This window comes from Paenibacillus helianthi, from assembly GCF_001909055.1.
Lineage (GTDB): Bacteria > Bacillota > Bacilli > Paenibacillales > Paenibacillaceae > Paenibacillus_AQ > Paenibacillus_AQ helianthi.
In genome coordinates, this window is sequence record NZ_LVWI01000060.1 from 1 (window position 1) to 13,584 (window position 13,584).

Sequence of the window (13,584 nt, forward strand, 5' to 3'; positions counted from 1 at the left end):
GTAATTCTTTTTCTTGTTCCAGCAGTCGCTGCTCGAGTTCACGAACCTTTTCCGCACTGTTTACAGGTTCATTGCCGAACTCCCGATACTTCGCCAGCCAGTTGTGCAGCACGCCAGGGGAGATGCCCAGCTCCTCACCAATCTCTACCACCGTCTTCGTCTGTTCCTGGATATACTTGACGGTTTCTTTCTTAAACTTTTCATTGTACCGTTGCCGTTGTTCACCCATGTGAACACCTCCTCGTTAAGTTCATTATTCATGCTCTCTTAACGGGTGTCCACTTTTTATTCTACTTGCATTTATCCACCTAATTCATAAAAAATCGGTGAAATCTACAGATTAGTTTTCCTTTTTCCACTTTCTCCAGCGATACTTGCCTTCTCCCCTGTTTTTTCAGCTTCATCCTTAGTAAGCGCTTGCCCAACCTACGCCCGCTACCGGTGAGCGTCGATATCCCCTTTTAGAGAGGGCACACTACTTTAACTTCTTTTTAAATAACTTCTCAGTAACTCCTAAGTAACCACTCTAACTAATCGCCATCGCCACCTACTGGGCACCTACTCGCCACCACCTTGGAGGCCCGATAAAACTCCCTCTTGCATCCTTACTGGTAATGCTTTATTCTATGTATGAAAATAATTTTCTTAAATAGTATTATATTATTAAAAATAATTTCATTACATCTGAAGAAAAGAAGGTGGAGGGATGTCTCCCATCCTGCATGCTCTGGAGCATGAGAAATCCAAGCTGTCACAGATGGAGCGCAAGCTGGCGGAGCGAATTCTAGCCTCTCCGGGAGAAATTGTCCATATGGGGATTACGGAGCTGGCAGAGCAATGCGGCATCAGCCCGGCTACAATTACACGATTCTGCAAGGTTCTGCATTTTAAGGGGTTTCCGGATTTCAAGGTTAAGCTGGCGGCGGAAATTGCCCACAGCGATAACTCGCCTCAGGATGGCGGGTCCTCTTATCAGGATATTGTAGCAGGCAATCCGCTTTCGGTGATTGTCGAAGCCATGCAGGCCAATCATTTGGCCTCCATCCGGGATACTACATCACTGCTTAATCTGGAGCGGCTGCAGAGTGCAATTGATCTGTTATGCCAGGCCCGGCGGGTAGATCTGTACGGGATGGCCACCTCTTCAATTGTGGCCCAGGATTTCTACCAGAAGCTGATTCGCATCGGCGTGAATTGCACTGCCTTTTCCGATTCCCATATGCAGATTACATCCGCTTCTTCGCTCAAGGAAGGCGATGTGGCATTCGCCATCTCTTATTCCGGGGAAACCCCGGAGACGATTGACGCCTTAAGCTGTGCCTCAGCCAGCGGTGCAGCCACGATCTCGCTGACCTCCTACGGCAGTAGTTCACTGGCTACTTTGGCCGATATCCCGTTGTTCTCTTCCTCACTGGAGCAAGGCATGCGGCGGGGAGATATGGCTTCGCGGATCGCACAGCTGCATATTATCGATATTTTGTTCACCGGAATGGTTAGCACACGCTTTGGAGATTTTATTCCCAAGCTGGAGCAGTCTTACCTGAATGTCCAACATTACCGTCATAAACGGGGAGGTCAATCCTAATGAATATTTTGAAATTTAAAACTGATGAAGACTTTGCACAGACCGGAGCCAACCTGATTGTCAGCCTGCTGCAGAGCAACCCCAAAGCCGTGCTGGGCCTCGCTACCGGAAGTTCACCGGTCGGAGTATACGCCAAGCTCGTTGAAATGCATACAAAAGGAATCGTCAGCTTTGCCAAAGCTTCGTCTTATAATCTGGATGAATACGTAGGTTTGCCTGGGGATCATCCGCAGAGCTACCGCAGCTTCATGAACGGACATCTGTTCAGTCATATTGATATCGACCTGGCCAAAACACATGTGCCGAATGGCAACGCCCCTGACCTGGATGCGGAATGCCTCGCTTATGATAAGCTGCTTGAGGATGGCGGTCCGGTGGACCTGCAGATTCTGGGTATCGGAAGCAATGGCCATATCGGCTTCAATGAACCGGATGCCAGTCTCACCAGCGGCACACATGTTGTTGATCTGCTGCCTGAGACCCTGGAAGCCAATGCCCGCTTCTTTGACAGCCGGGAAGATGTTCCACGGCAGGCGGTTACGATGGGTATCGGCGGCATTCTTAAGGCACGGCAAATTGTACTTTTGGTACGCGGCGAAGAGAAAGCAGAAGCTGTGAAGAATGCGCTGGAGGGTCCGATTACCACACAGTGCCCGGCTTCCCTGCTCCAGAGCCATCCCAATGTCGTTGTACTGCTGGATGAAGGTGCAGCAAAATGGCTGAAATAACATCCACCACAGGCCAGTTGCTCTTCGGAAAAGTTCTGACACCTGCAGGAATCATCCAGGAGGGTGTGATCGCTGTATCAGAGGAAGCCATTCATTATGTCGGCGAAGCGGCTTGGCTGCCGGAGGCTTATGCCGGGTGGCCCGCCGGAAACGCGGAAACCCGTGGCGGCCTGCTGATTCCCGGATTTGTAGATGTGCATGTTCACGGGGGAGCCGGCTTTGACTTCATGTATGCCGATGCTGAATCCCTGGAGACCATTACACGGTTTCACGCTTCGCAGGGAACCACCACCATGCTGGCGACAACGATGACCGCAGACAAAAAGGATATTGACCGGGCGCTCTCGGAAGTACACGCATTCCGCTCTGCCCCGATGCCCTTTGCCCAATTGGCCGGGGTCCATCTGGAAGGCCCGTTTATTAGTCCCAAGTGGTCTGGTGCGCAGAATCCGGACCACATCGTTCCCGCCAATATTGAATGGATGGAGCAGTGGGAAGCCTTATATCCGGGATTAATCCGGCAGGTGACACTCGCACCTGAAGGAGAAGGTGCACTTGCGGCAATTACATGGCTGCGCAAACATGGGATAATTGCCGCACTGGGCCATACGAATGCCTCCTATGAAGAGGTGATCGCTGCCGCCGATGCAGGACTAAATCAGGCGGTGCATATGTTCAATGCGATGACCCCGCTTCACCACCGCAAGCCGGGTGCAGCAGGCGCCATTATGTTTGACGCGCGGATTCGCGCAGAGATTATTGCCGATGGCATTCACGTGCATCCAGCAGCAATCGCTGTGCTGTCCCGTCTTAAGAATGCTGGTAATCTGCTGCTGATTACAGATTCCATGTCGGCGACCGGACTAAGCGATGGTGAATACACTATTGGGGATCTTCCCGTTCTGGTCCGTGACGGCGTTGCCAGATTGAAGGAGAATCCGGAGGCCCTAGCTGGCAGCACGTTAACAATGATCCGAGGGTTCCGCTATCTGGTGGAGGAGGTTGGTCTGACTCTGGAAGAAGCCTCCAGAGCAGCAAGTCTTACACCAGCAGAGGCCATCGGCATGCAGCGGACCATCGGTACGCTTGAGGCTGGTAAACGCGGCGATATCCTGCTGCTGGATGAAGCGCTGAACCTGCGCGGAGTCTGGATAAAGGGCCGTAAAATGAACGATATATCCTGAATTCAGAAACGCAGCCCAACCCGGAATTAAGCTGAACCGGAGGGGGCTGCGTTTTTTTTGAGCATATGGGATAACGACTGGAATAATACAACCTTCCCTAGGAATACTAAGGAAAATCCGTTTAGGCTTTGCTTAAGTTAATAACCGCTGCGCGTCGGGAAGATTCGTCCAACCATTGTACTGAATTCGTGGGCAAATCCCCTCAGCGGATGTCCTGCACGGAATTCTTGAGCGTAGAAGTTTGTCCGTTCCACAAAGTCAGGGTTTGCAGATACGTAGACGTTGTCGATATTTTTATCATAATGTCTGACCTCGGCGGCTATTTTATCCTTCAGTTCCCGGGTCATAGTATCGTTAGCAAGGGTGCCGGTGTTATGGGTTCCATTGGTGCTGTAAGGAGTAATCGTACGGGTGCCCGCTGCAGTACCCATGCTTCTGTCGATATCATTTCTTAGGACCCGGCCATCGGTCATGTTGCTCCGGGACATTACGCCGTTACCCCCATTCCCTGCATAACCCCCTGGGTTGGCTGTTCCTGTCCCCCCCACAGTTCCTGTGCCGGTAGACAGAGTTCCCGACATGCCATTGATTGAACCGCCTACCCCTGTCATTCCAGGTACACCGGTTCTAGAACCTCTCATGCCGGGGGTGCCATTCATGCCAGCGGTGCCGCTCAACCCGTTGTTACCGGTCATGCCGTTTGCACCGTTCATACCGGTGGTACCCGTAGTTGTGCGGCCTGAAGTTCTTCCGCTGCCGGCAATCATTCCCGTTGGCCCCCCGATCCCCGCAGTATTTCCGTAGCTTTTGGCATGAACGCCACCTGAGGCTTCATCCAGAGTTACTGCAACATATGCGCTTTTTCCTGCCACAACTACATTGGCGGAACGGACCTCAGGCATGGCCGCAATACGGTCTGCCAGTTCTCTGCTCATCTCCATTTTATCGAAGGCATTCACCTTCATGGAGTTGACACCCAGCCGTCCGTCATGGATTCCGCGTACACTTTTGGTTTGCACATTCTTGTCACTTGCGGTGTTATTGGTACCACAGCCTGTGATGCTTACCACGCCCAGCAGCAGCGCAGCGGAAACCGACATGCTGATCTTCGATCGCAACATGAATTCATCCTCCATCTCTTGTTATATATGCAGCGTAACAATCATTAGGATAGCCCTCATCAGGTCAGGCTATCCTGAAAGGATTTGGCATGGCGCCCTTTGATCGTCACCTGTAAGGGAAGTCCGGCGTATCTTATAAACAGCAGGCCCTGCTTTTGCGAAGGGCGCCGGTGTTTCTCCGCAAGGTAAAGTCAGGGAGGGATGAGCTTGAAGGTTTTATTTACATTTTATGTCCCCAGCGGGGGTGTCGAGACTCTGAACAGGCTGCGGTGCGAGAGTCTTCAGCGCAGCGGCATTGAGTGTCATGTGCTGTACCTGATGCCGGGGTCAAGCAGTCAGAGCACGGCTGACTTTCCTGTATTTATCGCTTCAACGGATACAGATATTAAGGGTGTGCTCGACACCCATAACTATGACGCAATTATTGTAACTTCGGATTATCTGCTGCTGGAGCGTCTGCGCCGTCTGGGGTACAGCCGTATTCTGATTTACGAATCCCAAGGCCTGGGAACTAAAACCGAAGCAAAACTCATGGTCACGGAGGCTGTTCCTTTTTTACGTAATTATTGTAATGCTGTATTGATTCCGCCCACTGACCATCTGCTGGAGCTGTTCATTTCGATCTGTCCCTGGCTGCAGCGTTACGTCATTCCCAATATTGTGGATGTCCAGTCCTTCCGGCACATTCCCGGTGAAGCGCCTTGTGATCCGGTGATTGCCTGGGTCGGGCGTCTGGAGACCAACAAGAACTGGAGTGAATACCTGAAGGTTGCCCATGTTATCCGCCGCAGCAAACCCAATCTGCATCTCTGGATGTTCCATGATCCGGACCTTGCGACCGCAGAGCAGAAGCATCTGTTCCAGACGGAACTTCATGCCCTGGAACTCAATGACCGCCTGAATGTATTCACCAATATCCCCAATCATCTGATGCCAGTATATTACTCCTCCATAGCCGCTTCCGGCGGGTTTCTGTTATCCTCTTCCATCACTGAGGGCTTTGGATACGCTGTTGCCGAGGCCGTCTGCTGTACCTGTCCGGTGCTAAGCACGGATTCTGACGGGGTGCGGTCCTTTATCATCCATAATGTAACGGGGAAATTTTATCCGCTTGGCAATGTGGAAGCTGCCGTTAACGAAGGACTGGAGCTCATGGATAATCTGCCCCTTCGCAGCTTCATCCGCGAGCAGGGACGCCTCCATATGATCTCCCGTTTCGGTTCCGAGAAATACGCCCAGTCCTTTCGCGAGATGATGAATTCCTTCGCCATTTTTTAGCACATAAAGAACCCTCAATCCCACATAACCACGTGGAGTTGAAGGTTCTTTGTATATATATAAACCCGGTTCACCCATGCCTGGATAAAAGTTCAAATAGCTCTGACTGGAAAATTTGCATGCTTCTCTCCCAGGTGAACCGCAATGAACCTGTCTCTCCTTTTTTGGCCAGACGTTCACGCTGTTCCTTATCCCGGATGAGTGTGACAACATCTTCAGCCAGCCGGTTCTCATACCGGTAGGACATCATACAGTTGGATCTATGAACGCAGTATTCAAGGTTGCCTCCGGAATACACTGTCACGAGTGCCGCCCCGCAGCGCATAGCTTCAAGACCAGGAAGTGAGCCGCTGTCATAGGTGCTGGAGCTGACGAAAATATTACTTTCATTATAGTGGTAACGCAGCTCTTCATCATTCGAAGGCGTACGCAGACGGTAGTGACCATCTGCAAACAGAGACTGCAGCCATGAAGATTCCGCATATTCACCAGGTGGTGTGATCAGATCGATCTCAACCTCCGGATGCTGCCCTTTGATCAAATCCAGCTGCTGCAGCAGATAACCCTGGTCCCGGTGCCCCGAGAAGCCTCCCTCCGGCTTGCGTACAATGGCAGTCACCACAAGCTTGCTGCTCGCTTCACGGATATGCATATTATAAAAGTCGGAGCTGAGGCCAATCGGTACAATCCGCCCTTTAATCCCATGATTCATATGGACAATCCCCTGTTGCCAGCGTGAGAGCACCAGCAGATTCGGAGAAAGGTGATACGAGGCAAAGGATTCGTTGTTATCCGGAAGAAACGTCGGCTCATAGCAGAGCGCCAAACGGATGTGCACCCCTTTTCCCAGTTCACTCGCCCGCTGTGCAACGGATACCGTCTTGTAGTAATTGGAGACAATCACATCGCCTGCGGGAAAATCATCCTCTGAAATCAAGTCGGCTCCCGCAAAGAGAATCGGACATTTCATCTGATACTCCACAATCCCGCTGGACGGCATCACAATAGTCACTTCATGTCCTATTTCAGCAAGACGGTTGGCCAGCTCCACGAGCATCCGCTGTGCGCCTCCCCTGGACAGCGTCAGAATGGGGAAGGTAATTCTCATCTCCTTCTCTCCTTTCTGAGCAGCCTTGACAGATTACTGTAGTGCATTTCCTGTACCTGCTTAATCTCCCGATTCTGCGCCTCGCTGTGGATGACGGAGCCCATTTCCTGGTGCACCCGGTAATCCAGCAGAGGTTCTGTGATATAAGACCATTCATAATGGGGCAGAATCCGGAGCCAGAGATCATAGTCCTGGGTATACAGCAGCTTCTCATTAAAAAGCCCAACCTTTTTGAAAATGTTCATATTCATCATGACGGAGCTGCCATTAACCGGACAGCCCTTCATTAGGGTTGTGACAAGCTCGGCCCTGCTATAAAAAGGTACACTTATAATACCGGAAAAGCGCTCTCCGAGTTCATTGATGTAATAATAAGCCGTATGGTTAAAGGAGGTGTGTGAATTACGCATAACCTCCATCTGCCGGCTGATTTTATCGGGATGAAAGCAGTCATCAGCACTTAACCAGGCAAAATATGCCCCGCTGGCAGCCCGGATCCCCAAATTAAGAGCTGAAGCCGTGCCGCCGTTAGGTTTATGGAGCACCTTCATCCGGTCTCCGTAAGGAATTAGCTTCTCCGTATGGAGGGTTGACCCGTCATCCACAACGATCAGCTCAATATCCGGATAGCTCTGGGCAAGCACGCTTTCTATGGCAATATGGATATATGGACAATTGTAAAATGGGATAACCACTGAAACCTTGGTTCCATGATTCATGCGCTCACCCCCTTTCCGGACGATATTTATACGGTTTTGCAGGCCAGCAGAGCGTCCAGTGGCGTATGATTCTGTCCGAAAGCTTCCCGGAATGAAGGATTCTCTGCATGATGGTAGCCTTTAAGCACTGTCACATCATATCCCCGTTCCAGGAAATCCTCCGGTTCCCAGCCACTCCGGTGTTTTTGAAACTGCTCCCCCTGCAAGTGGTAATGATCTGTTCCTTCCTGGGGAAAGAAACCGCGTGGGGTAAATACGACCACGCGGTTTGCGGCAATGATCTCTGCCTTTCGCAAAAGTTCTTTGCCCTCGCTCATGGTGAAATGCTCCAGGGAGTCGATGAGCGTCACCGCCGTGAAGGTGCATGGAAGAAACAGTTGATCGATATGTCCGGCATCGGCGTGCACCGGTATGATATGGGGCGCTGTATATTTGCGGTGCAACAGGTAAGGCCTGTGAATATCAAGGCCGACTACCACCGTAGCCTGGTAGCGTTCAAGGAGTGTACCGGTCCCGCTCCCCACATCCAGGATACTCTCCGCAAATTTCAGATGCTCCAGAAGAACCGGAAGAAAATCCTTCACTTCTATTTCCCGGTACATAGATCACACCTCCTATAGCGATCGGATCGCTGTTCAGCCGCCCATCGAGGCAATTAATCCGCGGAGCAGAGGGCTATAACGGGCATTGGTAGCAGCAGCCTCAGCCATGATGACATCATAATGCTTAATCGTCCCCATCCCATCATGCCGCCGGTAGGCGGTCAAGGACTGATTCAGCATCACAGGCGGATATCCGTTCAGAATCGAGCGGAACCACAGGTCATAGTCATGGGTGTAGGGCAGCGACTCATCGAACAGCCCGATGGCACCGAACAGCTCGCGTTTGAACATCACCGTGCAGCCGTTAATCGGGTTACCCTGCAAAAAACAACGTAAATAGTCGAGGTGGCTCGGGAATACCGCAGCCGCGTTAAGCCCAGTCAATTGTGAGTGTTCGTTGATATAATTAAAGTTGGTGTAGGTAATTAGCAGGCGGTTCTGGTCCATGAACAGCACCTGGTTGTTGATTTTGTCGCGGTAGAACATATCATCTGAGCTAAGCCAGACCACATAGTCGCCCGAGGCATGACGGATTCCGTGATTCAGGGCAGACGCAGTCCCCCCGTTGGCCTTGCCCAAATAGTGAATGTGCGGGAGGTAAGGCGTAATCCGGTCTGCGTGCATGGTAGAGCCATCGTCGACAACGATGATCTCATAGGGCTGCCAGGATTGGTTCAAAGCGCTTTGCAGCGCCTGTTCGATATAAGGGCAATTGAAAAAGGGAATCACCACGGATACCTTCGGTTTCATGAAGCGCCTCCTTCTCTGCTTGCCCGGTGATAGTCCACAATATCCGCAAGTGAGCGGGACAACTCAATCTGCGGACTCCAGCCGAGACTTACAGCATCGTCTCCGGAAGATGAGGATAATCCTTCTTGAATAGCTAATGTTTCGGATCCTGAAGATGGAACGGCAGCTGCCGCAGGAGCAGCAGCCTGTTCCGTTCCGGTGTTCTCCGGCCCCCAATCCATGCCTACCGGAACCCTCGCATGAGCCAGCAGCTGCTCTGCAACCGCTCCAAGCTCCCGCTGAATGCCGGAGTCAATCTTATAGATCTTTCCCGGCTCTCCGCTGCGCAAGATCCAGTCATAGGCTTTGACCGCATCCCGTACATCCAGGAAGTCACGGAGAGCATACCGTGAGGATAGCTTGAACGGCGGGGGTATTTCAGAAGTGCTTTCAGCAGCCTCACTCCGTACCATATGCTGCGCCAGCAAGGAACAAAATCCAGTTGATGGGCCAGGACCGATCAGGTTACAGGGCTCCGCAAGCAGCACAGGCTGCTGGAACAGGGTACACCAGGCAAGAGACACCAGCTCCTCCAGGGTTTTGCTCAGACTGTAGGGGTGTGGCGGACCTTCCGCATTGCCCGGTTTGAACTTAAGCCGGGAGCCGGCCACCAGAATACGGCGGGCCGGCCGGGTACGCAATCCCTCAAGCAAATACAGTGTAGACATCACGTTCATTTCCATATAGAGCAGCGGGTCCCGCCAGGACTCCGGCACCGAGTTTTTGCCGGCGAGGTGCAGCACTTCATCCGGCTGGACCTCATCAATCATCGTCTTGACAGCCCTGCGGTCGCTTAAATCGCAGACCTGCTGCTTCACACCCGCCGGGAAGATACCGGCAGCTGCGGAGCTCCGTACCACAGCTGTCACTTCAGCACCCGCTGCATGAAAGTAAGCCACCGCATGCCTTCCGGTAAATCCGGATGCTCCGGTAATCAGCAGCCTCCGCTCCTTCATGTCATCATCGCCGGCTGCTTCATCCATGCCGCCAGCTCTGCCAGCATTTCAGGATACGAAGGCAGCTTCACCTGAACATCCGCTCTCGTGCTGATTAAGGTCCGGTCCTGAATATGTGCAGACTCGGGGATAATCTCGGCATCCTCCTTGCTGAATGCTGCCTGCATATGCCGCAGCAGCTCATATTTGCTGACCGGCTGCGGGTGGGCCAGATGGATCAGGCCTGAAACCTCAGAGTCCAGCAATGAATCTACAGCTTTAGCCAGCTCCAGGGTGGTGACCCCATTCCACATTACCCGCTGGTAGCCGGATACGGGACCCTTCTGGGCCAGGAACCATTCCATCAGTCCGATGCCCGAAGAGCGGATTTCCGGACCAATGATGGAGGTTCGGATGGTCAGGTGTCCGGGCTCCCGCACTTCTCCAAGACTTTTGGTGATCGCATATACGGATGTGCCGTCAGGCTTATCGTCCTCTGTGTAACCGCCGCGTGTTCCTTCGAACACGCAGTCGGTACTGATATGAATGAGCCGGGCATGAATGCTGTCCGCAGCACGGCGCAGCCGGTGGGGCAGAAACCCGTTCACATGGTAGGCGCCGATGGGATCCCGTTCGGCAAATTGATTGAGCACGCCCAGCGCATTGATTATGCAATGGGGAGAGACAATTTCGACCAGCTTTTCAACTCCGGCGATATCATCTGCATCTATATACAGCCCGCCAAGATCACTCTTGTCCCGGGTTGTATGGAAGACGTGATGCTTGCCCTGGCGGCGGAAATAATCCGCCAGCATATGACCCGCCATACCGTTTCCGCCGAGAATAAGCAGCTTCACTCTAGGAACCCTCCCCGGATCAGGATTTCCTTGATCTCCTCCTGATTCATAAGGTTGTTCTCGGAACTGAAGCTGTTGAAGGAAACATGCGGATATTTGCTGTAATAAGCCTTCAGTTCAGGCATATCCAGTGTAGGCAGAATGACCAGATACTGCTCATCGTAGACAACTGTTGTCTGGCTCTCGAAATCGCTCATCAGAATTTCGTGGATCTTCTCTCCCGGCCGGATACCCGCTTCGATAATGCTCACATCCGGTTTGCCGGATGCTTCAATCAGTACTTCGGCCAGATCTACGATCCGGCAGGTCGGCATGGTCATGACAAAGATTTCCCCGCCGAGGCTAACCTCGGAGGCCTTAAACAGCAAGGTGATGGCGTCGCGCAGGGTGAAGAAGAAGCGGGTCATTTTCATATCGGTAATCCGTACCTGCCCCTTATCCTTGATCTGCTTCATGAACAGATGGACCACACTGCCGTTGGTACCCAGCACATTGCCGCCGCGCACCGTTACGAACCGGGTATTTGAGCCCAGCAGGTTGGCATAGACAAACAGCTTCTCTCCAATGGCTTTGGTCATACCGTAGAAGTTGGAGGGATTGGCAGCCTTGTCGGTAGAGATGTAAATGGCTTTTTCCACATTGCATGCAACAGCCGCTTCAATCACATTCTGGGTGCCGACCACATTGGTCTTGAGCGCTTCATACGGCTGGTCTTCGCAGACTGGAACATGCTTGAGCGCCGCCAGATGAAAGACATAATCCACACCGCGGCAAGCCGCTATCAAAGCCTCCTTGTCACGGATATCCCCGATAATGAAGCTGAGGCGGGGATCTTCATATTCGCGGCTCATTGCCACTTGCGCAGACTCGCTGCGGGAGAAAATAACGATCTCTTTCGGGTTCTGCGGCAAAAGCTGCCGGATGAGTTCATGCCCCCAGGAACCGGTTCCGCCTGTCACCAAAATCCTTTTATTATTGAACATGCAGGTTCCCTCCAAGCAAAAATTTGACTACCTTAACCGAGACATCCGGGGTCAAATAACCTTCCGGCGCCTCCCATTCAGGGCTCAGTGACGTCATCAGCCGGGTACAGCGCAATATACTGTCCTGCTCCACTCCTGACACAACGTTGCTGCCGCAATCCACCGTCTCAGGACGTTCGGTGGTCCGGCGGATGGTTACGGTTGGCACTCCCATCAGGCAGCATTCCTCCTGTACGGTTCCGCTGTCGGTGATCGCACACAAGGCGTACCGTTCCAGATGGACAAAATCAAAAAATCCGAAAGGCTCGTGGAATTCCACCAGCGGGTTCATCTCAAGCTTGAACTGCTCCGTAAGCTTGGAGCGGGTACGGGGGTGGATACTGCAGATCAGGCGGATGCCAAAATGCTCTGCCACCAGGTTCAGTCCGGACATGATCTGCAGGAGGGATTCGGGATCATCCACATTTTCTGCCCGGTGCGCAGTAACCAGAAAGTAATGGCCTGCTGTCAGGTTCAGCCGGGCTAGAATATCGCTGGCCCCGATCTGCTGCTCATAACGGGTAATCACTTCGTGAATCGGATTTCCGGTTAATACAATGCGCTGGCCGGGGAAGCCTTCGCTGAGTAGATGCCGCTTGCTCTGCTGGGTATAGGGCATGTTTATGGTAGAAACAGCATCTATGAGACGGCGGTTTTTCTCCTCCGGCACTTTCAGGTCGTAGCAGCGGTTGCCCGCTTCCATATGCACTACAGGAATCCCCATCCGCTCGGCAAGGATGGCGCACAGCGCGCTGTTCGTGTCCCCCAGGAGCAGAATCCGGTCCGGCTGCTCCTGCAGCAGGATGCTTTCCAGGCTCCCGAACATGGCGGCAAGCTGCCCGCCAAGTCCCGCCTGTTTATCCTGCAGCACATAATCCGGTGCCCGCAGCCCCAGCTCAGCAAAGAAAATGCCGCTGAGGCTCGCAGTGAAGTTCTGTCCTGTATGCACCAGCACATGCTGCTCCGCATGCTCATCAAGCAGCGGAATAATGACACTTAGGCGGATGATCTCGGGCCGTGTGCCCAAAATCGTCATGATCTTCATGGGTTCACTCCCCTTTGAGGTTAGCCTGCCGCAGGAACGCGGCGGACTGGTGTTGAGTGGCGGCGCTTATGGCGTCAGGGTGGCTGAGAATAATGATGTTTTTGCCGTTGTTAGGCGCATTTGGTGCACCGGTGGCGAATGTACCGTTATTGGATGCGTGTCGCGTGCGGGCGGTAGTAACGGCATTGTTGCTGTTGGTGCAGCGCGCGGGCGGCGGTAGTAACAGCATTGTTGCTGTTGGTGCAGCGCGCGGGCGGCGGTAGTAACAGCATTGTTGCTGTTGTTGGTGCGTGTGGCGCGCGGGTGGCGATAGTAACGGCATTGTTGCTCTTGGTGGGTGCGTGTGGCGCGCAGGTGCGGTAGTAAGAAGTTTGTGTAAACCGTTACGTATCTCCTTGGAGCACCGGCGAATGATTAAGTGGAAAAAGTATAACTAAGTTGCTCGAATGTCATGCGCTCCGCAATCAAAGTGGAAAAAGTATAACTAATTCAATCCTTTTGTTTATTTTCTAGGTCATACCACCAAATTAAGTTTAATTTTTCCACTTAAATCCTATAATTGGTGGTTTCAGCGAGAAATAAGTTCACTTTTTCCACTTATTTACCTGTGG

At 52.5% G+C, this 13,584-nt stretch carries 15 protein-coding genes; 5 read left to right on the top strand and 10 right to left on the bottom strand.

Going from position 1 to position 13,584, the window contains the following annotated elements:
• A partial coding sequence (locus tag A3844_RS22675; RefSeq protein WP_074106910.1) for a transposase occupies positions 1-229 on the bottom strand: 229 nt, incomplete at its 3' end.
• Positions 230-706: 477 nt separating this feature from the next.
• Between A3844_RS22675 and A3844_RS22680 the strand changes: the two genes are divergently transcribed.
• Genes A3844_RS22680 through nagA form a run of 3 tightly spaced genes read left to right on the top strand, consistent with a single transcriptional unit; the run spans position 707 to position 3,497 of the window.
• Positions 707-1,585, top strand: a complete 879-nt coding sequence (locus tag A3844_RS22680; RefSeq protein WP_074084114.1) for a MurR/RpiR family transcriptional regulator — start codon at positions 707-709, stop codon at positions 1,583-1,585.
• Positions 1,585-2,313, top strand: a complete 729-nt coding sequence (gene nagB, locus A3844_RS22685; protein ID WP_074108563.1) for a glucosamine-6-phosphate deaminase — start codon at positions 1,585-1,587, stop codon at positions 2,311-2,313. The genes A3844_RS22680 and nagB overlap by 1 nt, the downstream gene beginning before the upstream one ends.
• On the top strand, positions 2,301-3,497 hold the full coding sequence (gene nagA / locus A3844_RS22690; RefSeq protein WP_074084112.1) for an N-acetylglucosamine-6-phosphate deacetylase: 1,197 nt from the start codon (positions 2,301-2,303) through the stop codon (positions 3,495-3,497). The genes nagB and nagA overlap by 13 nt, the downstream gene beginning before the upstream one ends.
• A 137-nt stretch (positions 3,498-3,634) precedes the next feature.
• Here nagA and A3844_RS22695 read toward each other — a convergent pair whose 3' ends face one another.
• Complete coding sequence (locus tag A3844_RS22695; protein ID WP_074108547.1) at positions 3,635-4,618, bottom strand: YhcN/YlaJ family sporulation lipoprotein; 984 nt, start codon at positions 4,616-4,618, stop codon at positions 3,635-3,637.
• 201 nt (positions 4,619-4,819) lie between these two features.
• On the opposite strand from A3844_RS22695, the gene A3844_RS22700 reads away from it, so the two are divergent.
• Positions 4,820-5,896, top strand: coding sequence for a glycosyltransferase family 4 protein (locus A3844_RS22700; protein WP_074102986.1), 1,077 nt, complete (start codon positions 4,820-4,822; stop codon positions 5,894-5,896).
• Positions 5,897-5,966: 70 nt separating this feature from the next.
• Here the strand turns inward: A3844_RS22700 and A3844_RS22705 are convergent, their stop codons facing one another.
• The 8 genes from A3844_RS22705 to wecB are packed head-to-tail and all read right to left on the bottom strand — an operon-like array spanning position 5,967 to position 12,973.
• On the bottom strand, positions 5,967-7,004 hold the full coding sequence (locus A3844_RS22705; RefSeq protein WP_074108548.1) for a glycosyltransferase family 4 protein: 1,038 nt from the start codon (positions 7,002-7,004) through the stop codon (positions 5,967-5,969).
• Positions 7,001-7,723 carry a glycosyltransferase family 2 protein gene (locus A3844_RS22710; RefSeq protein ID WP_074102988.1) on the bottom strand — a complete coding sequence of 241 codons (723 nt, stop codon included), beginning with the start codon at positions 7,721-7,723 and terminating at the stop codon, positions 7,001-7,003. The genes A3844_RS22705 and A3844_RS22710 overlap by 4 nt, the downstream gene beginning before the upstream one ends.
• A 26-nt stretch (positions 7,724-7,749) precedes the next feature.
• The gene (locus A3844_RS22715; RefSeq protein WP_074102989.1) at positions 7,750-8,325 is read right to left on the bottom strand and encodes a class I SAM-dependent methyltransferase; all 576 of its coding nucleotides are present in this window, start codon (positions 8,323-8,325) and stop codon (positions 7,750-7,752) included.
• Between the two features lie 33 nt (positions 8,326-8,358).
• Entirely contained in the window at positions 8,359-9,075 is a 717-nt protein-coding gene (locus tag A3844_RS22720) for a glycosyltransferase (RefSeq protein ID WP_074108549.1), read from the bottom strand.
• Entirely contained in the window at positions 9,072-10,097 is a 1,026-nt protein-coding gene (locus A3844_RS22725; RefSeq protein WP_074108550.1) for an SDR family oxidoreductase, read from the bottom strand. The genes A3844_RS22720 and A3844_RS22725 overlap by 4 nt, the downstream gene beginning before the upstream one ends.
• Complete coding sequence (locus A3844_RS22730) at positions 10,067-10,906, bottom strand: dTDP-4-dehydrorhamnose reductase family protein (protein WP_074108551.1); 840 nt, start codon at positions 10,904-10,906, stop codon at positions 10,067-10,069. Before A3844_RS22730 ends, A3844_RS22725 begins: the two co-directional genes overlap by 31 nt.
• The gene (locus A3844_RS22735) at positions 10,903-11,889 is read right to left on the bottom strand and encodes a polysaccharide biosynthesis protein (RefSeq protein ID WP_074084103.1); all 987 of its coding nucleotides are present in this window, start codon (positions 11,887-11,889) and stop codon (positions 10,903-10,905) included. The genes A3844_RS22730 and A3844_RS22735 overlap by 4 nt, the downstream gene beginning before the upstream one ends.
• Positions 11,879-12,973: a non-hydrolyzing UDP-N-acetylglucosamine 2-epimerase gene (gene wecB, locus A3844_RS22740; RefSeq protein WP_074102993.1), complete on the bottom strand. Its 1,095-nt coding sequence runs from the start codon at positions 12,971-12,973 to the stop codon at positions 11,879-11,881. The genes A3844_RS22735 and wecB overlap by 11 nt, the downstream gene beginning before the upstream one ends.
• On the opposite strand from wecB, the gene A3844_RS32420 reads away from it, so the two are divergent.
• A complete protein-coding gene (locus A3844_RS32420) occupies positions 12,918-13,193 on the top strand; it encodes a hypothetical protein (protein ID WP_167374724.1) in 276 nt (91 codons plus the stop codon). The two genes, wecB and A3844_RS32420, sit on opposite strands and share 56 nt — an antisense overlap.
• The last annotated feature ends 391 nt before the right edge of the window (positions 13,194-13,584 follow it).